This window comes from Arenimonas alkanexedens (genome assembly GCF_054781355.1).
Genome location: NZ_BAAGUO010000006.1, coordinates 49,738 through 69,761, shown reverse-complemented (window position 1 = coordinate 69,761; position 20,024 = coordinate 49,738). Strand labels below are relative to the sequence as shown.

At 67.7% G+C, this 20,024-nt stretch carries 18 protein-coding genes and 1 tRNA gene; 6 read left to right on the top strand and 13 right to left on the bottom strand.

The window, feature by feature from the left end; all coding sequences use genetic code 11:
* Positions 1-6: 6 nt before the first annotated feature.
* Genes nudC through ACYVGY_RS11885 form a run of 4 tightly spaced genes read right to left on the bottom strand, consistent with a single transcriptional unit; the run spans position 7 to position 2,521 of the window.
* Positions 7-915, bottom strand: coding sequence for an NAD(+) diphosphatase (gene nudC / locus ACYVGY_RS11900; protein ID WP_460457708.1), 909 nt, complete (start codon positions 913-915; stop codon positions 7-9).
* 18 nt (positions 916-933) lie between these two features.
* Positions 934-1,293 carry an iron-sulfur cluster insertion protein ErpA gene (gene erpA / locus ACYVGY_RS11895; protein WP_460457707.1) on the bottom strand — a complete coding sequence of 120 codons (360 nt, stop codon included), beginning with the start codon at positions 1,291-1,293 and terminating at the stop codon, positions 934-936.
* Between the two features lie 42 nt (positions 1,294-1,335).
* Entirely contained in the window at positions 1,336-1,788 is a 453-nt protein-coding gene (locus ACYVGY_RS11890; protein WP_460457706.1) for a bactofilin family protein, read from the bottom strand.
* A gap of 1 nt (position 1,789) precedes the next feature.
* On the bottom strand, positions 1,790-2,521 hold the full coding sequence (locus tag ACYVGY_RS11885; RefSeq protein WP_460457705.1) for a DUF6776 family protein: 732 nt from the start codon (positions 2,519-2,521) through the stop codon (positions 1,790-1,792).
* Positions 2,522-2,627: 106 nt separating this feature from the next.
* On the opposite strand from ACYVGY_RS11885, the gene ACYVGY_RS11880 reads away from it, so the two are divergent.
* From ACYVGY_RS11880 to ACYVGY_RS11870, 3 genes are all read left to right on the top strand, one after another.
* Positions 2,628-3,233 carry a DUF4126 domain-containing protein gene (locus ACYVGY_RS11880; protein WP_460457704.1) on the top strand — a complete coding sequence of 202 codons (606 nt, stop codon included), beginning with the start codon at positions 2,628-2,630 and terminating at the stop codon, positions 3,231-3,233.
* A gap of 117 nt (positions 3,234-3,350) precedes the next feature.
* Positions 3,351-6,035: an EAL domain-containing protein gene (locus ACYVGY_RS11875; protein ID WP_460457703.1), complete on the top strand. Its 2,685-nt coding sequence runs from the start codon at positions 3,351-3,353 to the stop codon at positions 6,033-6,035.
* Positions 6,032-8,686 carry a hybrid sensor histidine kinase/response regulator gene (locus ACYVGY_RS11870; RefSeq protein ID WP_460457702.1) on the top strand — a complete coding sequence of 885 codons (2,655 nt, stop codon included), beginning with the start codon at positions 6,032-6,034 and terminating at the stop codon, positions 8,684-8,686. The genes ACYVGY_RS11875 and ACYVGY_RS11870 overlap by 4 nt, the downstream gene beginning before the upstream one ends.
* Before the next feature lie 144 nt (positions 8,687-8,830).
* Here the strand turns inward: ACYVGY_RS11870 and bfr are convergent, their stop codons facing one another.
* The 3 genes from bfr to ACYVGY_RS11855 form a co-directional block, all read right to left on the bottom strand.
* Positions 8,831-9,301, bottom strand: coding sequence for a bacterioferritin (bfr, locus tag ACYVGY_RS11865; protein WP_460457701.1), 471 nt, complete (start codon positions 9,299-9,301; stop codon positions 8,831-8,833).
* 171 nt (positions 9,302-9,472) lie between these two features.
* Complete coding sequence (locus tag ACYVGY_RS11860) at positions 9,473-9,676, bottom strand: bacterioferritin-associated ferredoxin (protein ID WP_460457700.1); 204 nt, start codon at positions 9,674-9,676, stop codon at positions 9,473-9,475.
* A gap of 150 nt (positions 9,677-9,826) precedes the next feature.
* Positions 9,827-10,384 carry an RNA pyrophosphohydrolase gene (locus ACYVGY_RS11855; protein WP_460457699.1) on the bottom strand — a complete coding sequence of 186 codons (558 nt, stop codon included), beginning with the start codon at positions 10,382-10,384 and terminating at the stop codon, positions 9,827-9,829.
* Between the two features lie 142 nt (positions 10,385-10,526).
* Here ACYVGY_RS11855 and ACYVGY_RS11850 point away from each other — a divergent pair.
* The 3 genes from ACYVGY_RS11850 (at position 10,527) to ACYVGY_RS11840 (ending at position 12,065) form a co-directional block, all read left to right on the top strand.
* A tRNA-Met gene (locus ACYVGY_RS11850) sits at positions 10,527-10,603 on the top strand.
* A gap of 293 nt (positions 10,604-10,896) precedes the next feature.
* Positions 10,897-11,481 carry a hypothetical protein gene (locus ACYVGY_RS11845; protein WP_460457698.1) on the top strand — a complete coding sequence of 195 codons (585 nt, stop codon included), beginning with the start codon at positions 10,897-10,899 and terminating at the stop codon, positions 11,479-11,481.
* Complete coding sequence (locus ACYVGY_RS11840; protein WP_460457697.1) at positions 11,478-12,065, top strand: hypothetical protein; 588 nt, start codon at positions 11,478-11,480, stop codon at positions 12,063-12,065. The genes ACYVGY_RS11845 and ACYVGY_RS11840 overlap by 4 nt, the downstream gene beginning before the upstream one ends.
* A 72-nt stretch (positions 12,066-12,137) precedes the next feature.
* On the opposite strand, the gene ACYVGY_RS11835 is transcribed toward ACYVGY_RS11840, so the two are convergent.
* The 6 genes from ACYVGY_RS11835 to ACYVGY_RS11810 form a co-directional block, all read right to left on the bottom strand.
* Positions 12,138-12,713, bottom strand: a complete 576-nt coding sequence (locus tag ACYVGY_RS11835) for a hypothetical protein (protein WP_460457696.1) — start codon at positions 12,711-12,713, stop codon at positions 12,138-12,140.
* A gap of 25 nt (positions 12,714-12,738) precedes the next feature.
* Complete coding sequence (locus ACYVGY_RS11830; protein WP_460457695.1) at positions 12,739-13,398, bottom strand: hypothetical protein; 660 nt, start codon at positions 13,396-13,398, stop codon at positions 12,739-12,741.
* Between the two features lie 129 nt (positions 13,399-13,527).
* Entirely contained in the window at positions 13,528-14,550 is a 1,023-nt protein-coding gene (arsB, locus tag ACYVGY_RS11825) for an ACR3 family arsenite efflux transporter (RefSeq protein ID WP_460457694.1), read from the bottom strand.
* Entirely contained in the window at positions 14,537-17,734 is a 3,198-nt protein-coding gene (locus tag ACYVGY_RS11820; protein WP_460457747.1) for an efflux RND transporter permease subunit, read from the bottom strand. Before ACYVGY_RS11820 ends, arsB begins: the two co-directional genes overlap by 14 nt.
* A gap of 10 nt (positions 17,735-17,744) precedes the next feature.
* On the bottom strand, positions 17,745-18,722 hold the full coding sequence (locus ACYVGY_RS11815) for an efflux RND transporter periplasmic adaptor subunit (protein ID WP_460457693.1): 978 nt from the start codon (positions 18,720-18,722) through the stop codon (positions 17,745-17,747).
* Positions 18,719-20,002, bottom strand: coding sequence for a TolC family protein (locus tag ACYVGY_RS11810; RefSeq protein WP_460457692.1), 1,284 nt, complete (start codon positions 20,000-20,002; stop codon positions 18,719-18,721). The genes ACYVGY_RS11815 and ACYVGY_RS11810 overlap by 4 nt, the downstream gene beginning before the upstream one ends.
* Positions 20,003-20,024: the final 22 nt, after the last annotated feature.

The window sequence follows — 20,024 nt, the reverse complement described above, 5'->3', positions numbered from 1 at the left end:
CTCGAATCAGGCGAGCGAGGCCGTCTCGCGCCGGGCGCGGGCCTGGGCAAGCCAGGCGTCGATCAGCCAGCGTGAGATGGAAAGTGGCGGCGACAGCGCCACTTCGCCCGAGGCGACGGCGGCCTCGAGGGCGTCGAGCGAGAACCAGCGCGCCTGCTCAAGCTCGTCGCTGACCGTGGGTTCCAGCGGCAGGCCCTGGGCGTGGAAGCCCACCATCAGCGCCGCCGGGAACGGCCAGGGCTGGGAGGCGGCGTATTCGCATTCCAGCACCGGAATGCCGGACTCTTCCATGACTTCGCGGGCGACCGCCTGTTCCAGTGATTCGCCGGGCTCGACGAAGCCCGCCAGCACCGACCAGCGACCCTTCGGCCAGCTGGCCTGGCGGCCCAGCAGCAGGCGTTCGCCGTCGGTGACCGCGACGATGATGGCCGGATCCGTGCGCGGGTAATGCTCCAGGCCGCACTGCGTGCAGCGCGCGCACCAGCCGCCCTTGCACAGCGCCAGCGCATGGCCGCAGCCGCCGCAGAACCGGTTGCGCTGCTGCCAGTGCAGCAGGGCGCGGGCCTCGGCCAGGGCGGCGGCATCGCGGGCCGGCCACTCGCTGGCGGCGGCGCGCAGGTCGAGCCGGCCGGGCATGGGTTCGGGCAACACTTCATGCGGCAGCGCGAACCAGGCGCCTTCGTCGCCCAGGCCAAGGAAGGTGGCGGCCTCGGGCAGTTCTGGCATCAGCTGGGCGCCGAGGCAGAAGCCCGGCACGCCGGAGGGGTCCGGGAAGCGGGCGTTGCCGTCGCTGTCGACCACCAGCACGCGGGCTGCGGCCCAGCGGGCCCGCAGGTCGTCGGGGCGCTCACGCAGCAGTTCGGAACGATCGAGGCCGGGGCCGCGGAAGGCATAGCCGGGCGGCGGGGTGGCCATGCGCGCGATCGGCCGGGGTCAGGCCGAGAAGCTGCTGCCGCAGCCGCAGGTGGTCTTGGCGTTGGGATTGCGGATCACGAACTGCGCGCCCTGCAGGCTTTCGCGGTAATCAACCTCGGCGCCCATCAGGTACTGCAGGCTCAGCGGGTCCACCAGCAGGGTGACGCCGTCGCGCTGCAGGGCCAGGTCGTCCTCGCCCTGCTGCTCGTCGAACTCGAAGCCGTACTGGAAGCCCGAGCAGCCGCCGCCGGTGATATACACCCGCAGCTTCAGGCTCGGATTGCCCTCCTCGGCGATCAGGGAGGCGACTTTGGAGGCCGCGGAGGCGGTGAACTCGAGCGGCGCGTCGAGCGTCTGGTAGCTGGGCGTGGTTTCCATGGGGTCAAGATGGGCGCCGAGGCGCCCATAATCAAGCGCGAATCAAACTTCCTGCGCCTCGGCCTTGTTCTTCACGCGACCGCCGGTGGCCGTAGCCTCCGGGCCGGTGAGCTGGGCCAGGGGCGCGTCGGCGTGGATCAGGCGGCCGGTGATCATGGCGCCCGCGGCCATTTCGACCACCTTGTAGTGGATGTTGCCGTTCACGCGGGCGTTGGCGGCCAGTTCGATGCGCTCGCCGGCGTAGATGTCGCCGGTCATGCGGCCACTGATCACCACCACCGGTGCGCGCACCTCACCCTCGACATGGCCGTCGTCGGCGATGGTCAGCACGGCCGCGGAGCCGTCCTCGGCCATTACCTTGCCGTGAATGCTGCCTTCGACGTAAAGGCCGCCGCTGAAACTGACGTCGCCGCGGATGACCGCTCGCGGGCCGACCAGGGTTTCGATGGCGTGGCCGCCATGGCGGGGGGACTTGTGCTTGTCGCTGCCGAACATCTCAATCTCCTCGTGGGCCTTGGGCCTGCCAGGGAAAGGCCTGGTCCACGGTGCTTCCGTCCGAGCGCAGCTGCACCCGGACGCGTTGGGGGGTAAAGCCCTCGGGCAGCATGATGCTTCCCTCGAGCTGCTGGAAATAGCGGAACGAGAACGGCTGTCCGGGTGCGCCCGGCTTCTGTAGTAGGTCCTCCCAGCGCAGGCTCTGCAGCCTGCCTTCACTGACGCCTTCAACCGACACCCGCGCCTCGCCTTTGCTGATGGCGCCGCGATTGAGGTTCTGGGTCAGGGTGACGGTATAGCGCCAGGTGCCGCCCGCTTCCGGCATGAACACCGCCTCGTGCACGGCCAGGCCGCGACGCTGGCCGGTGGCGCCGACCAGCCGCTCGTAGAAAGCGACATCGGCCCGAAGACCGGACACTTCTTCCTCGCGCTCGGCCAGGCTGGCCTGCAGCTCGGTGTTGGCGCCGCGGCTGATCTGGTCGCTGCGGCGCAGGGTGGCCACGTTCTGGCGAAGCTGCTTCACCAAGGCTTCGGACTGGGTTGCGCGACGACTGACCAGGCTCAGCTCGGCCTTGGCCTTGGACAGCCCCGGCGCCGCCCGGTTGCTGGCCCAGTAGCCGACGGCCAGCAGGCTGGCCAGCCACAGCACCGCCGCGATCGCCAGCAGCAGCCGGGCATGCGGCCGGTGGGGAACGATCACGAAGCGGTGTTTGTCGGGCGAGGGCGAGCTCATCGGCAGCGGTAGGCAGAGGGGTAGGCAACATCGCCGGCCCGGTAAGCCAGCGTCAAGGCGGGGCTTCACTATACTGTGAACCGCGTCACCCTCCGGGAGCGTTGCGATGACCGAAGCGCACATCTTTGCCCTGGGCCTGGCCCTGGCCTGTCTGGCCGGCGTCCGCGCCTATTTCACCGTGTTCGGGGTCGGCATCGCCGGCCTGCTGGGCTGGGTGGACCTGCCTGCCGCACTCGCCGTCACCACCTCGCCCTGGGTGCTTGGCACCGCCGGCGCGCTGGCGGTGGTCGAGTTCGGGGCCGACAAGATCCCGGGCGTGGATTCTGGCTGGGACCTGCTGCAAACCCTGGCCCGCATTCCCGCCGGCGCCTTCCTGGCCGCCGCCACGCTTTCCGACGACGGCCAACTGGGCGGCGGTGCGCTTGCCTTGGGCGCCAGTGCGGCGCTGGGCACGCATGCGCTCAAGGCCGGCACGCGCGCGCTGATCAATGCCTCGCCCGAGCCCGTCTCGAACTGGACCGCATCGCTGGGCGAGGACGTGACGGCATTGGGCGCGCTGGCGCTGGTCTTCACGCACCCCTTCATCGCGCTGGGGCTGCTGTTGGGCGTGATGGGGCTGGGTGCCCTGGCCGTGCTCGTGGTCGCGCGCTGGGTGTGGCGACGCGGTCGCCGGGGTGGCCCCGGACCCCAAGCCGATGCCCCTGTCGCGTGAATGCCGGCGGCAATGTCCTTTCGCATCCAGGCCCGACGTTTGCCATCCCGTGACTGCAAGCACACTGACAGCTGCCAGCCCCAGAGGCATACTCCAAGGCCAACCAGGGGCTAAGTGATGAATCCGCACGACGAGTCCAGACTCGCCGAACACCGCCATGCTTTCATGCGCCTGCTGCCGCGGCGCGTCGAGGTCATGGCTCGCCGGCTGCGCCGTTTCCTGCAGGACGGCTGGGACATCAATGGCCTGTCCTTGATGCACGACGACGCCAGGTTCCTGGGCGACGCCTGCGCACGCCACGACCTGGCCGACGCCAGCGGTCATTTCCAGGTGATGCAGCAACTGCTGGGCGACACGCTTCAGCAGCAGGCGCTGCCCGACCCGGGCTTGGGCGAGCGCCTGTGGCATCTGGTCGAGGACATTGGCGCGACCGTGCCGATGAACACCGAGACCCCGCCTGACACCGCAGTGCCGCGCCAGGCCGACCACGGTGGCCGCGCCGAGACCCCGCCCGCCAACTACTGGCGTCGCTGGGGTGACGATGCGCCCATGGCCACGCTGTCAGAGCTGTCGGCAGAACCCGAACTAGAACCAGAACCAGAACCCGAGCCCGCTCCCGAACCCCGCCCCGAGCCACCGGCCGCCGCCCCGGTCGCCGCCCCGCCGCGTACCGAGGCCAAGCCCGTGTCCAAGCCCAAGCCGCCGAAGAAATCCGCGCCCGAACCGGCGCCCGCCGCCGACAGCGCGCCCGACGCCGCGACCGGCGTTCGTGTCTACCACCTCACCAGCCACGACCCCCTGTCGCTAGAGCTCGACCAGCGCATGGAAGCCCTGGGCTACGAAGTCGAGCTGCTGGAAACCGCTGACGAGCTGCACGAACTGCTGGGCGCCCTGCCCGCCAGCCTGGCGCTGGTGGACGCGGCTTTCAGCGACCAGCTGGAAGCCATCGGAACCACCGTGCGTGAAGCACGCGAGCGGACCCAGCAGCCGCTGCTGCTGGTCGCGCTGTCCCAGGCCGACGACATCCAGCTGCGCCTGACCGCCAAGCGTGCCGGCGTGGACTCCCTGGTGGTCGAGCCCAACGGCGCCTCGGACGTACTGCGGCGCCTGGCCCTGCTGCTCAATCCCGGCAGCGACGCGCCCTTCCGCATCCTGGTGGTCGAGGACGATCGCAACCAGGCCCTGTTCGCCGAAGGCATCCTGCGCAACGCCGGCATGGAAACCATGGTCGTACTCGACCCGCTGGACGTACTGCAGGCACTGCATCAGTTCCAGCCCGACCTGATCCTGATGGACCTGCACATGCCCAATGCCAACGGCATCGAGCTGACGGTGCTGATCCGCGACCAGGACCCGTTCCTGCACACGCCGATCGTGTTCCTGTCGGGCGAGGCCGACGAGGACCGCCAGTTCGATGCCCTGGAGGCCGGCGGCGACGACTTCATCACCAAGCCGGTGCGCCCCAAGCATCTGATTGCCGCAGTGAAGAACCGCGTTACCCGCCACCGCGCGATGGCCATCAAGCGCCAGCGTCGCGGCGGCAAGAACGCCGACAGCGGGCTGTTCCACCGCAGCGAGCTGCTGGAAAACCTCGAGTACCTGCTGGCCGACGCCAGCGAGCACAGCGCCGGCGGCGTGCTGTTCCTGGAAATCGAAAGCGTCAACCTCCTGCGCGACCGCCTCGGCCTGACTACGCTCGAGCAGCTGCTGCACGTGGTCGGCCGCATGCTCGGCGAACACGCCGAACCCACGCCCGTGGCCCGGTTTGGCGACGGCAGCTTCCTGGTGCTCGACCGCGAGCGCGACGAGGCCAGCCTCGAACAGCTGGCGACCCAGCTGCGCGCTGCGCTGGTGCAGCATCCCTTCAACGTACAGGGCCATCCGCTGCGGCTGCGCGTGTCGGTGGGCGTGTGTTCGATGAAGCACCACTTCGGCGAAGCCAACGACATGCTCAATGCCGTCGAGCGCATGGCGCGCGAGGCGCGCACGAACGAGAAAGGCATCAAGCGCTACGAGCCGGTGAAGCCCAGCGAGGCCGTCCGCGAGACGGCCCTGCTCAAACAGATCCGCGAGGCGGTCGCCCTCAACAGCCTGGAACTGATCTACCAGCCGGTGGTGGCCGTGGCCGGCAGCGACGATTCCCAGTACCAGGTGCTGCTGCGCCTGCGCGGCACCGACGGCAAGCTGTTGCCGGCGGCCGAAGTGATTCCACTGGCCGAGCGCGGCGACTTCATCGGCGACATTGATCGCTGGGTGCTGCAGGCCTCGCTGAAGCTGGTGCGCGACCGCCGCGCCGAAGGCCGGCCGCTGCGCCTGTTCGTGACCCAATCGGCGCTGACCCTGGCCGACCCCTCGCAGGCCACGTGGCTCAAGTCCGAGCTCAACGCCCACGATGTACCGGGCAACGCGCTGGTGATCGAGCTGCGGCTCGAAGATGCGGCCGTCCACGCCGGCACCGTGCGCGCGTTCTGCGATGCGCTGGTGGACGACGGCGTGCAGTTCTGCCTGAGCCAGTTCGAAGCCGGACAGCACGCCGAAGGCCTGATTGACCAGCTGCCGCTCAGCTTCGTCAAGCTGGCGCGCAAGTACACCACCAATAGTCTTTCCTCGAACCTGCGCGATGAGCTCAAGGTTCTGATCGAGCGTTCGCACCGTCGCGGCCTGGAGGTGATCGGCCACGGCGTCGAGGACGCACAGTCCGCGGCCACGCTGTGGATGAGCGGCATCGACTTCATCCAGGGCAACCTGGTCCAGCAGGCAGATCGCGACATGGACTTCGACTTCCAGCAGGCCGTGCTTTGAGCGCGCTGCCGTTCAAGCCCAACGATGCCCTGATCGTCCGCTGGCTGGCGCTCGCCGGCGCGGCGGGCGCGGCGTTCGCGGTGGCCTTCAGCTATTTCAGCGACAACTGGCTCTGGCAGGTGGTGGCGATGATCGCCTCGCTGCTGGCGGTGGCCGGCATTGCCGGACTGTGGCGGGCCTTCCATCTGCGCAACCGCGCACTGGCGGCGGTGGCACAGCAGAGCGGCGAGCAGCACCGCGAGGTCAACGCGCTGCAGGAAGAGCTGGCGCTGCATCGCCGGCTCGAGCGCGAGCTGACCGAAGCCAAGCAGGCCGCCGAGGCGGCGATGATGGCCAAGGGCGAGTTCCTGGCCACGATGAGCCACGAGATCCGCACGCCGCTCAACGGCATCATCCCCATGCTCGACCTGCTGCTCAGCTCGCGCCTGTTGGCCGACCAACAGGACATCGTGCGCACCGCCTACACCTCGGCGCGGCAGATGCAGCGGATCGTGGACGACATCCTCGACTACTCCAAGCTCGAAGCGAACAAGGTGCAGCTCGAAACCACCGGCTTCAACCTGCGCGAACTGCTCGACTCGGTGATCCGCCTGATGGAGAAGCCGGCCGAGAGCAAGGGCCTGCGCCTGAACCTGCAGATCGATCCGGCGGTGCGCCTGGCGGTGCGCGGCGACCCGGTGCGCCTGCGCCAGGTACTGACCAACCTGCTCAGCAACGCGGTGAAGTTCACCGAGCGCGGCTCGGTGACCCTGGCCATCACCCGCCGCGGCGAGAGCCGCACCCAGCACGAGCTGCGGTTCGAAATCATTGATACCGGCATCGGCATCGCCAAGGATGCGCGGCTGTTCCGCGCTTTCAGCCAGGCCGACGCGTCCACCACCCGGCTTTACGGCGGCACTGGCCTGGGCCTGGTGATCTGCAAGCGCATCGTTGACCTGATGGGCGGCAGCATCGGCGTTGACTCGGAGCCGGGTCGCGGCTCCACGTTCTGGTTCGAAGTGCCGCTGACCAAGGCGGCCGGCGACATCCAGGGCCAGCGCAGCGATCTCAACGGCGCCCGCGTGCTGCTGCTGAGCACCGAGGCCGGCCTGCGTCAGCGGCTGGGCCAGGCGGCGCCGGACTGGGGCGTGCAGCTGACCCAGGTCGAAACCACCCAGGACGCCCTGACCCGCCTGCGCACCGCGCTCAGCCGCGGCGCCAACTGGAGCTTCGACCTGCTGGTGGTGGACCTGAACTCGGTGCGCAGCACCGCCATCGCCCTGCATCGCAATCTGCGCCGCACGGCAGAACTCGAAGACCTGCGTGTGGCGTATCTTCAGGGTGACGAAGCGGTGGCCCCCGAGCTCTCACAGGGCACGCATTCACTGATGTTGTCGCGGTCGATTGGCGGCAACGAACTGCGCAGTGCGCTGAGTGGTTTCCTGGCCACCCAGCCGATTCCAAAATCAGAGGATATGGAAATGTTGCTACCCGAAAGGGTCCTCGTCGCCGAGGTGCCGGAGGACGCCAGCCGACCCGCCGGCCGCCTGCGTGGCCGCGTGCTGTTGGTCGAGGACAACCCGGTGAACCTGATGGTCGCCCAGCGCCTGGTCGGCCTGCTGGGCCTGCAGTGCGAAACCGCCGACAACGGCGAGAAGGCGCTCGAGCGCATGGCCCAAGGCAACCTGGACGTGGTGCTGATGGACTGCCAGATGCCGGTCAAAGACGGCTACTCGGCCTCGCGCGAGTGGCGCCAGCATGAAGTGGCGCAGGGCCTGCCGCGGCTGCCCATCATCGCCATGACCGCCAACGCCATGGCCGGCGACCGCCAGAAGTGCCTGGACGCCGGCATGGACGACTACTTGTCCAAGCCGGTGGACCGCCGCCTGCTGGAGGCCACCATCGCGCGCTGGCTCCAGCATCGCGCAACAGCCGCTTCCGCCGATGCCGCGCTGGCAGCGGCGGCGCCACGCTCATCCGCACCTGCACCTGCACCTGCACCCACGCCGACGCCAACACCCGCGCCGCCGACGCGCGTCGCGATGGACGAACCGACGGCGCAGCCGACGCGACCGAGCACGCCGGCCCCGCGCACGGCGCTGGACGATGCCTTCCCGGGTTCGATGCGTCCTGCCATGCCGATGCCACCGCGGCCCACCGCGCCGGCCGCTGCGCCCCCGTCCCGACCGGCCGTGCCGTTCCCGGCGCGACCGACGGCACCCACGCCGACCGCGCCGGCCAGCCCGCTACTGAGGCCCGCCGCCGCAGCGGCGCCACCACCGCCGGCTGCCGAGCCCTATACCGCCCAACTCAACGCCGACGCGCCGCCAGCCACACCGCCGGTGCTTTCCAGCGACGTCGTGGAAGAGCTGCGCGCCGTGATGGGCAACGAGTACCTGAGCCTGGTGCGGCTGTTCCTGGAAGACGCGCCCAAGCACGTCCAGGCCCTGGAAGCGGCCGCAACCGGCGCCGACATGAGCAAGATGGTGGGGCCGGCGCACACCCTGAAGTCTGCCGCCGCGAACCTGGGCGCCATGGCCCTGTCGGCCGCCGCCAAGCGCATCGAACTGGGCGCCCGCCAAGGCGTACTGCCGCGCCCGGCCGTAGCCGTCGCGGTGCTTGAATCCGAGTACCGCCGCGCCGCCACCGCCCTCAACGCCCTGCTCAAATAAACCCCGCCCCACCCCTTGTAGGAGGGCCTTCAGGCCCGAAGCTTTTCGGCCAAAAGCTTCGGGCCTGAAGGCCCTCCTACAAAAGCCGCAACGAAAAAGCCCGGCCAATGGCCGGGCTTTTCTTTCTCATCACCGCCGACCGGCTCAGCTGCCGATCTTGGTCTGGAAGTAGTTCTGCTCGCCCAGGCGCTCGATCAGCGCCAGCTGGGTCTCCAGCCAATCGATATGCTCTTCCTCCGACTCGAGGATATCCGCCAGCAGCTTGCGCGACACGAAGTCACCCACCGCCTCGCAGTCGACGATGCCGGCCTTGAGGTCAGGCACCGCCTGATGCTCGAGCTTGAGATCGCACTCCAGCGCTTCCTTCGGCGACTGACCGATAAAGAGCTTGCCCAGGTTCTGCAGGTTCGGCAGACCGTCGAGGAAGAGGATGCGCTCAATCAACAGATCGGCGTGCTTCATCTCGTCAATCGATTCCTTGAACTCGTGCTCGCCGAGTTCCTTCAGACCCCAGTTCTTGAACATGCGGGCATGCAGGAAGTACTGATTGATCGCGATCAGTTCGTTGTACAGCGCCTTGTTGAGGTGCGCGATGACCTTGGCGTCGCCCTTCATGGCAAGCCTCCTTTTGCGTGGACAGGCCGGCACCATAACCTCATTGCCAAGCCCATGCGGAAACAGGAATCGCTCCCGTTCTCACCCCCCAATGTAGGAGGGCCTTCAGGCCCGAAGCTTTTCGGCGAAAAGCTTCGGGCCTGAAGGCCCTCCTACAGGAAGAGCCCGCGCTTACGCCGCCGCCGCAAACACCGGCAGCGGGAACGCCTTGGTCGCACGCGCCTCGTCGAGAATCTCGCGGGCAAAGTCACCGCAAGTGCCGCAGCCGCTGCCCAGCCCGGTTCGCATCGTCAGCTCGGTCAGCGAGCCGCAGCCAGCATCCGCCGCCTGGCGAATATCCTGATCGGTAACCCCGTGGCAGATGCAGACGTACATGGCGGAATCCATGGCTGAATGGGAACGGTTCCCATTCTCCACGTAAATGCGAACCATTGTCAACCGCATCCCCACAGAACCTGTAGGAGGGCCTTCAGGCCCGAAGCTTTTCGCCGAAAAGCTTCGGGCCTGAAGGCCCTCCTACATCCGCTACCGCCGCCCCTGCACAGCCTTAAGCGGCGCCAGCAAAGCCTCCAGCAGCGCAGCCGCCTCGGGAACCGCCCCCTCCCCCGCCACGGCCCGGGCGTGCGGCGCCAGGTGCTGCAGCGCCCGCGCGTAAACCTCGCGCTTGAAGCTGACCACGTGCTCGGCTGGGTACCAGAAATCCACCCAGCGCCAGCTGTCGAACTCGGGCTTGTCGGTCAGGTCCAGGCGCACGTCGGCCTCCTGGCCCTTGAGGCGCAGCAGGAACCAGACCTGTTTCTGCCCGATGCAGACGGGCCGATTGCCCCGGCGCACGCAGCGGCGCGGCAGGCGATAGCGCAGCCAGCCCGGCGTGGCGCCCAGCACGTCCACGTGCTCAGGCAGCAGGCCGGTCTCCTCGCGCAGTTCGCGGAACATGGCTTCGCGCGGCGTCTCGTCGGTGTTCATGCCGCCCTGCGGAAACTGCCAACCGTCCCGGTTGACCCGCCTGGCCCAGAACAACCGCCCGTCGCCGTGCATCAGCACAATGCCCACATTGGGGCGAAAACCGTCCGGATCGACCACGAAACGGACTCCAAAAGCTTCACTAGGGCCAGCCTGCCACAGCCGCGCGCGCTGCCACAAGCCGGACGGCTTTTATTGACATGAGCGGCCAGACGGCCCAGAATTCGCGGCCCTGTCTGCAATGGACAGCGCAAAACACGATGGCTATGTAGCTCAGCTGGTTAGAGCGCGGCACTCATAATGCTGAGGTCGGTGGTTCGAGTCCACCTATAGCCACCATCATTAAGCCCGCACTTTTGCGGGTTTTTTTGTGGCTCAAGAACGTCCGCATTGCCGGCAGCGGTGTGTGCTCGCTCCGGCTCGGAACCTCGCCGTCCGGGTCTTGGAAAGCGTGCCGCTCCCCCGCTACAAGTAGCGGGCGCTTCGACGCCGCGGCCTGAAGAATCTGCTTCCGCCGTAAGGCTTGGTAAGCCTTTCTCGCCTCCGCGATAGTGACCCCGGCGTTGGCTGGCTACCTGATACTTTCTCTGCAAGACCCGTCACACGACGGCCGCCGATTAAGGAGCAGCACCATGTCCTACGCCCGCACCTCAAGCCGCTTAGCTGCCGCCATCCTGCCACTCGCCCTGATGGCCTGCGGCGCGGCGCCCCAAGAGGCGGCTGCAGACTCTGCGCCCGCGGCCTCTTCACTTCGAAGCATGGTGGCCGAAGGCGCGTCCAGCGATGAATGCCCGCTGCTGAGCGAGGCGGGCCTGCGCCGTCACTTCCCGAAGGCGCCGGCCGAGCTTGAAAGCCGGTTCCGCAACAAGACCTACCCGTCCTGCACCTACGTGTGGGCGACGGAGGCGAAGCGGAAGATGGAGTTCGGCGGCCAAACGGTGGAAGTGGGCGGCGAAGGGCGCGTCACGCTCACCGTCGCCAAGGTCAGTTCGCCTGACTCGGACTGGCAGCGCGTGCTGTCCTCGTATCGCATCGAGCCGCCGGTGGCGGTGGACGGTATTGGCGACCGGGCGGTGTGGTCGGACCAGCGTGGCCAGCTGTCGGTGCTGGATGCGAACTGGGTGCTGCACGTGGCGGTGGCGGACACCGACGCGCCGGACCAGGTCCGCGACAAAGCCATCGCAATGGCGCGCGAAATCTTGCCGGGGCTGAAATGAGCGCCGTCGCCGTCTGGCTGGCGCTCGCCATTGCGCCGCACACGCCGATGCCGACGCCCCTCGACACGCCCGCACTGCCTTTCGAATGCGCGCAGCTGCAGGCGGTGGTGGCCGAAGCTCCCACCCGCTTCAACAAAATCAGGGGCTCCTGGCAGGTCCAGGAAACCGCCGTTGCGCTCGCAGCGCGACTGGGCGTGCCCTTTGCCGAGGTGGATCCTGACTACGTGCACACCGTGAACAGTTCCGACACGCCTTTGCGGGGCGCCAAACTTTGCGAAGTGGTGGATGTTTGGCACGGTGACGAGGATGCGCGCATTTCGCAGATCGCCCACGTCTGCAGCTTCCCCGAGGTCGAGTCGCTGTCGCCCGCATTCAACGCGCAGCTGGCGCAGTGCCTGGATCGCGCACCCGACCCGGACGCCGATGCGAGCTCGGTCGACATTGAAATCGATCTCGTGGCATCGGGCGAGGGCTATGGCCACACCACGGTTAGCGCCAGCGCCGACCCCGTCAGCGGCCTGCGCCTGTCGGTGATGCAGACCATTTGCGAAGTCCGGCAAGCCGGCGGCTGCGACGAGGAATGAGCAGGGCTCGCATCCTGGGATGCGAGCCCTGGGTCGGCTTCGAATCGCGCTACGTCACGCGAAGCCGCGCCCTCACAGCGAGCAGGTCACCGAAATGGTGAAGGCGTGATGGGCGCCGTCGTCAATCGGCTCAGGTGACGTGAAGGCGCCATTGCCCTTGTCGTACATGCGCAGGCCGTACATGGTCCCGCTCACGCGGGTGGTGTCCTGGTCGCGCACCACGTTATCGATTGCTTTGGACTGCCAGACTTCCTGGAATACGCGGCCCTGGTCTTCACCGGTGAACCGGTAGCCCGCCTCGGTAACCTCCTCCAGCGGCGCACCGTCGCGCAGCGTGGGTAACTCGATCACGCGCAGGTCCACCTGGGTTTCACCCTCGCGGGCAGCGATGGTGAGAATGGTGCCCTGGCCGGCGCAGAAGGTGACGGGCAGGGGCAGCGTGGTGTCCGGCGCCAGGTGGAAGTCCAGTGCGCCGCTGCCCAGGCCCGCGTCGTCGCTGTAGTCGTCGTCTTCGTCGGCCACCGTTGCCGCCGGCATGGTGGCGCTGGCCGCCGGATCAGCCGGGCCGGACCCACAGGCGCTGGCAAGCAGAACGGTCAGGGACAAAAGCAACGCATGCGGTCGGGCCGCAGTGGCGAAATGATTCATGGTGTTCTCCGTGGATGTGTCGCGATCAGTAGGCTTCAAAGAACCACTGGGCGTCTTCGGGCAGGTCCTCCAGCGCATCGACCTCGGTCAGACGCGGGTGGTTGCGGCCGGTAGGGTCGAGATGCAGGGACGTGATGGAATACCGGAGCAGGTTCCAGCCCGGCGCCAGCGTCACGCGATAGTCGGTGGTCTGCGGGTATTCGTCGGTTGCTTCGGGGTCGGTGTAGGTGGGCTGCACGCATTCCGCAGTCACCGTTGCCGCCTGGTCCACGTGAACCCACTGCAGCCACGCGCCCGTGGGCGCGTCGCCCTGACCCCAGCTCGCGCGCCACGCCACCATCGCGGCATCGGTGGCCAGGTGCAGGGCGCCCAGCTCTTCACCGTCTCGAGAGGCGAACAGCGAGGTCGGCACGAAAGCGGCTTCTTCCGGGCTGGCGATCGCCGTGCCGTCCTCCAGGCACGACGGGAAGGTTTTACCCAGTGGCTGCGGCATCGAAGCCGTCTCCGGCAGCGCCAGCGACACGGTCCCGTCGTCGGCGATCTGGCCCACCAGCACCGAGCCGCCAGGCGCGTAACTCATGATCTGCGCCTCGCCGCCGGGCCAGTCGGCCACGCGGTGTTCGGACGCCTGTCCGGCGACGGGAAGAGCAAGAAGCAGGGCGAGCAGCAAAGGCGTACGACGCATGAAAGTCCTCCAGGGACACAATGGCTTTCTTTAAAGTACGCAGTGGAGCGGCTTCGTGGGCCAAAACGCAGCACAGCGAGCGAGCTGAAACTGGCGAGGCCTCGCGAATCACACGCGAGGGCGCCAGGATCAGCCGTTCCGGCTGCGGATGCGGCCAGCCCGGTTGATGATGGCCACCAGCGAGAGCATGACCGGCACCTCGACCAACACGCCCACCACGGTCGCCAAGGCGGCGCCGGAGTTCAACCCGAACAGTGATATGGCCACGGCCACGGCCAGCTCGAAGAAATTGGACGTGCCGATGAGGCAGGCGGGGCCGGCGATAGCGTGCGGCAGCTTGAGCAGCTTGGCGCCCCACCAGCCGATCAGGAAAATGCCATAGGTCTGAAGGATCAAGGGTATGGCGATCAGAACGATCACGGCGGGCTGCGCGATGATGGTTTTTGCCTGAAAACCAAACAGCAGGACGACGGTGGCAATCAGGCCCACCATCGACCACGGCTTGATGCGCGCGACGAACTGCCCCAGTGCGGCGGCTGAGCGCTTGACCAGTATCTGTCGGGTCACCATGCCTGCCAGCAGGGGCAGCACCACATAGAGCACCGTCGACAGCACCAGCGTTTCCCACGGCACGGTGACATCGGTAACGCCCAGCAGGAACGCTGCGATCGGCGCAAAGGCGACGACCATGATCAGGTCGTTGACCGAAACCTGGACCAGCGTGTAGTTGGCGTCGCCTTTGACCAGCTGGCTCCACACGAAAACCATGGCCGTGCAGGGCGCCACGCCCAGCAGGATCATGCCGGCGATGTATTCGTTGGCCGATTGAGGATCCACCCAGCCAGCGAACAGATAGTGGAAAAAAAAAACGCCGATGCCCGCCATCGTGAAGGGCTTGATCAACCAGTTGATGGCGAGCGTGAGAAACAGGCCCTGCGGCTTCTTGCCGACATCCTTCACCGCGGCCCAGTCAATCTGGATCATCATCGGGTAAATCATTATCCAGATGAGCGCGGCGACGACCAGATTGACGTGGGCCATCTCGAACGACGCGACCGCCTGGAAGGCGCCCGGCAGCAGCAAGCCAAGCGCTACGCCAAGGGCAATGCCCAGCGCCACCCACACGGTCAGAAGCCTTTCAAACAGATTCATGGTGTCCGCCCAGTGGATCGGGAGTGCTGCGGCCGCTGTCGCCGTCGCGGTGCAGCAGGCGATAGAGCGCCGGCAGCACCAGCAGGGTCAGCAACGTCGACGACACGATACCGCCAATCACCACCGTCGCCAGCGGGCGCTGTACCTCGGCGCCGGCCCCGACGTTGAAGGCCATGGGCACGAAGCCCAGTGACGCCACCAGGGCCGTGACCAGTACCGGCCGCAGCCGGCTGAGCGCGCCCTCGCGGATGGCCTCGTCGAGCTGATGGCCCTTCAGGCGCAGGCTGCGTATGAACGAGATCATGACCACGCCATTGAGCACGGCCACGCCGGAGAGCGCGATGAAGCCGACGCTGGCGGAGATGGACAGCGGAATGTCCCGCAGCCAGAGCGCCAGCACCCCGCCGGTGAGGGCCAGCGGCACGCCGCTGAAGACGATCAGCGCATCGCGACCGGACCCGAAGGCCAGGAACAGCAGCCCCAGGATCAGGGCCAGCGTCAACGGCACCACGATGGACAGTCGCTGCGTGGCCGCGATCAGCTGCTCGAACGTGCCGCCGTAGTCCACCCAATAGCCGGCGGGAACAGCCACCTGCGCATCAACCTCTTCCCTGAGTTCCGCCACGAATCCACCCAGGTCGCGATCACGCACATTGGCCGTGACGACGACTCGTCGTTTGCCGTTCTCGCGGTTGACCTGATTGGGCCCTTCAATGATCTCGATCGTCGCCAGCTCCCTGAGCGGTACGGTCCTTGCCTCGCCACGGCTCCAGCTTGCGCTACGGCCCGTCTCGGCCTGCGCCGGCAGCGCAATGGGCAGGTCCGCCAGCCGGGCCGGATCACTGCGCAGGTCTTCGGGCAGTCTTACCACCAGGTCGAAGCGGCGATCGCCCTCGAACAGCTGCCCGGCCACGGTGCCGCCCACGGCCGTGGCCACGGCCTCCTGGATCGCCACCTGGTTCAAGCCATAGCGGCTCAGGCCCTCGGGCTTGGGCGTGATCGACAGGAGCGGCAGACCCGTCGCCTGCTCCATCTTCACGTCCGAGGCGCCGCGCACCGTGCGGGCCACCGCCTCGATCCGCTCGCCCACTTCCACCAGCGTGTCGAGGTCATCACCGTAGAGCTTGATGGCCACGTCCGCGCGCACGCCGGAGATGAGTTCATTCATGCGCATCTGGATGGGCTGCGTGATCTCATAGTTGTTGCCGGGCAATTCGCGTACGCCCACCTCGATCTCGGCAACCAGCTCGGCCTTGCTCTTGCGGGGATCCGGCCATTGCTCACGCGGCTTGAGCATGATGAAGGTATCGGCTACCGAAGGCGGCATCGGATCGGTAGCGACTTCGGCGGTGCCGAGCTTGCCGAATACCCGGTCGACTTCATCGAACTGCTTTATTCGCGCCTCCAGCGCGCCTTGCATCTCCACCGCCTGGCCCAGGCTGGTGCCCGGGATGCGCAGCGCATGCAGGGCGATGTCGCCCTCGTCCAGGCTCGGAATGAACTCGGTGCCCAAGCTGCCGGCCAATAGTCCGAACAGCACCACCAAGGCGCCGGCACCGGACACCACCGCCACGCGAAGCCGCAGCGACCACGCCAGCGCGGGCGCGTAGGCGCGACGGATCGCCAGCAGAACCCGGCTTTCCTTCTCTTTCACCCTGCCGCTCATGAACACCGCCACCGCCGCCGGCACGAAGGTGAGAGACAGCAACATCGCCGCGGTCAGGGCCAGCACCACGGTGAAAGCCATGGGATGGAACATCTTGCCTTCGATGCCGGTCAGCGCGAACACCGGCAGGTAGACCGCCGCGATGATGGCGATGCCGAACAGGCTGGGCCGGATGACCTCGGCCGTGGCGGTCGCGGTCAGGTCGAAGCGTTCGTCGCGCGTCAGCACCCGCCCCAGTGCCTGCTGGCGCTCGCCGAACCGGCGCAGGCAGTTTTCGATGATGATCACCGCGCCGTCAACGATCAGGCCGAAATCCAGTGCGCCCAAGCTCATCAGGTTGCCCGAGACGCCGCCGCGCACCATGCCGGTGATGGTCATCAGCATCGCGATCGGAATCACGGCGGCGGTAATCAGCGCGGCCCGGACGTTGCCCAGCAGCAACAGCAGCACCACGATCACCAGCAAGGCGCCTTCGACCAGGTTCTTGGTCACCGTGGCGATGGTCCGATCCACCAGCGCCGTGCGGTCGTAGACGGGCGTGACCACCACGCCCTCGGGCAGTGACTTGGCAACGTCCTGCAGTCGCGCCGCGGTCGCCTGCGCCACGGCGCGGCTGTTCTCGCCGATCAGCATGAATACCGTGCCCAGCACGATCTCCTGGCCGTTCTGGGTGGCAGCACCGGTGCGCAGCTCGGGGCCGTCGCCGACTTCGGCGACATCGCCCACCCGGATCGGCACGCCGTCACGGCGATCGAGCACGAGCCGGCGCAGGCTATCGAGGTCCGACACCTGGCCCGGCACGCGCACGAGGTACTGCTGTCCATTGCGCTCGATGTAGCCCGCGCCGATGCTCTGGTTGTTGCGCGACACAACGTCCACCACGTCCTGCAGGGTGAACCCGTAGGCGATCAGTTTGGCCGGGTCGGGCGTGATGTGGATCTGCCGCGCGAAGCCGCCAATGGTGTTGACCTCGGTCACGCCCGGCGTGTTGCGCAGCTGGGGCCGGACGACCCAGTCCTGCAGGGTACGCAGGTCGGTGGCGGTCCACGGGCTGCCGTCGGGCCGGGTGGCGCCCGGCGCGGCTTCCACGGTGTACATGTAGATCTCGCCCAGGCCGGTGGCTACCGGCCCCAGCTCCGGTTCAAGACCGGGCGGCAGCTGCGATTTCGCCTGCTGCAGCCGTTCGGCCACCTGCTGCCGCGCAAAGTAGATGTCGGTGCCGTCCTTGAACACCACGGTCACCTGCGACAGCCCATAGCGCGAGAGCGAGCGCGTGTAGTCCAGCCGGGGTAATCCGGCCAGGGCGGTTTCAATCGGGTAAGTGACGCGCTGCTCGGACTCCAGCGGCGAATAGCCGGGCGCATGGGTATTGATCTGCACCTGCACGTTGGTGATGTCGGGCGTGGCGTCGATGGGAAGTTGGGTGAAGCTCCAGACGCCCAAGGCCGACAGGGCCAAGGTAGCCAGCAGCATCATCCAGCGGTGCCCGATCGAGAATCGGATCACTCGCTCGAGCATGCCGGGCGGGTTAGTGGTCATGCGAGGCACCCGATTTCTCGATGTCGGCCTTGACGATATAGCTCTGCTCAACCACTACCTCATCGCCTGCCGCCAGACCGCCCAGTACCTCGACGTGGCTGCCGTCGCGACGACTCAGTTTGAGCGGGCGGCCTTCGTAGTCCTCGCCGACGCGGACGAACACGACATCCTCGTCGCGCAAGCGCTGCAGTGCCGCCAGGGGCACCACCAGCGCCACGCTGTCTTCGGCCACCGTAGCGCGGGCGCGCACGGCCGCGCCGGGGCGCCAGCGGCCGTCGGTATTGGCGATCGTGGCGCGGGCCACGCTGCTCTGGCTGGCGGTTGCAACGCCCGGCAGCACGCGATCGAGCGAAGTCGTCGCGCTCACGCCATCACTGAGGCGGGTGACCACGACCGGCAGTCCGGGCCTGACGTTCTGGGCATCGGCGCCGAACAGATGGAGTTCCACCCAAAGCGAGGAGAGATCGGCGATCTCGAACAGTGGCTGATCGCCGGCGAGATCGCCCACGGCCACGTTTCGCGCCAGCACCGTGCCGGCCAAGGGCGCCGTCAGGGTGTAGTTGGACAGGCTTACGTTGCTTTCGATCGTGGCCAGCGGCTGACCGGCGCGCACCGTATCGCCAATGCCGACGCTGACCGCCTTCACCGGCCCCGGGAATCGCGCTACCACCCGGGCGTATCGGCCTTCGATCGGCGTCAGGCGCCCCTGCACGTCATGCTCATCGCGGATCACGCCCGGGCCCGCGGGCGCGACGACGATGCCGGCATCCGCGGCGATCTGGGCCGGGATGCGCGTGCCGGTTTCCTCGCTTTCGGAGTGTTCGTCGTGTTCGTCGTGTTCGTCGTGCCCGGCCTGCTCGTCGTGGCCGGCTTCTGCGTCATGGGCATGGCTGTCCGCGGGGTCGCCGCCGCAGGCGGCCAGTCCGAACGTGAGCAGCAGGAGGACGGAAAGTTGGCGCAGGCTCATGGCGTGGTTTCCTCGAAAGTGTCGTCCGCGAGCACGAAGGGCTCAGCGGTCAGTCGCTGGATTTCAATTAGCGCGCGGTGGAACTCGTGCGCGGCGGCGATGCGGTCACGGCGAGCGGTCAGCAAATCAAGCTGCAGCTGCGCCCACTCCAGGTAGCTCAAGGCGCCCGCGCGGTAAGCCTTGCCGGCCGAACGCTCGGCGCGCTCGAGCAGCGGCAGCAGGATGTCGCCGCTGCGCTGCACCGACAACGCATCCACGCGCAGGCGGGCGTGGGCCTGCGCCAGCGTGGCGTACAGACTGAGTGCGCCGGCCTCGCGGTCCAGCGCCAGCTCCTCGAGCTCGGCCTGCGCGGCACGGATGGCCGGCTGCGCGCGCTGGCGGCTGCCCAGCGGCAGCGACAGCCCGCCCATCAAAGCCCAGTCCTCGCTGCCCTGCAGCCGCCGCAGTCCCACCTGCCATTCAAGATCAGGACGCGACTGCGCCTGCGCCAGCTGCAGGCGCGCTTCGCGAATCCGCGTCTCGCCGGCGAAACGCTGTAGCTCGGGCGTCCGTTCGATCAGCGCCGCCAGCGTCGCGAACTCGGGCGTATCCGGCAGCACCAGCAGATCGCCGGTCAGGCTTTGGAAATCAGGATCAGCGCGGCCCCACATCAAGGCCAGACGCCGACGCGCGGCGCTCGCGTCTTCCAGCGTGCGCGCATGTTCAAGCTCGGCGCGGGCGAGCGCCGCCTCGGCACCCAGCCTCACCGCTTCCGGGGCGGCACCGGCCTGGACGCGTCGGGCGGCGGCGATGGCCATCGCCCGATGCCGGGTCACGCTGTCTGCCAGTACCTGGCTCTCGGCCTGCGCCGCCAAGGCCTCCAGATAGCGACGCGCCACTTCGGCCATAAGGTCCAGGCGTTGACCTTCCGCCGCGAGGTCGAGACCGGCGAGGCGCGATTGCGCCAGCGTCTGGCGCGCCTGCCGTCTGGCGGCGGGCTCAAACAAGGACCCCAGGGTCAGCGAGAAGTCGGCGCTGTCGGCGGCGCGGAATTCACCGCTGCCCAGCACGTTCTCAAGCTCAACGCCGACCACCAGCGCCGGTGCCTGCGCCGCGATGTCCACCTCGGCCGACCCAACAAGCTGGCGTAGCGGCAGGCGCTTGAGCTCGGGATGGTTGCGTTGGGTGAGTACGAATGCCTGCTCGAGGCTAAGGGACGGCACGGGCGAAACGCTTTGCGTGGCGTGCGCGCACAGGGCGCAAAGCCACAGGGCAGCCATCGCCGCCTTGGAAATAAGCATGGGAGGTTCTCCGACATCGGAC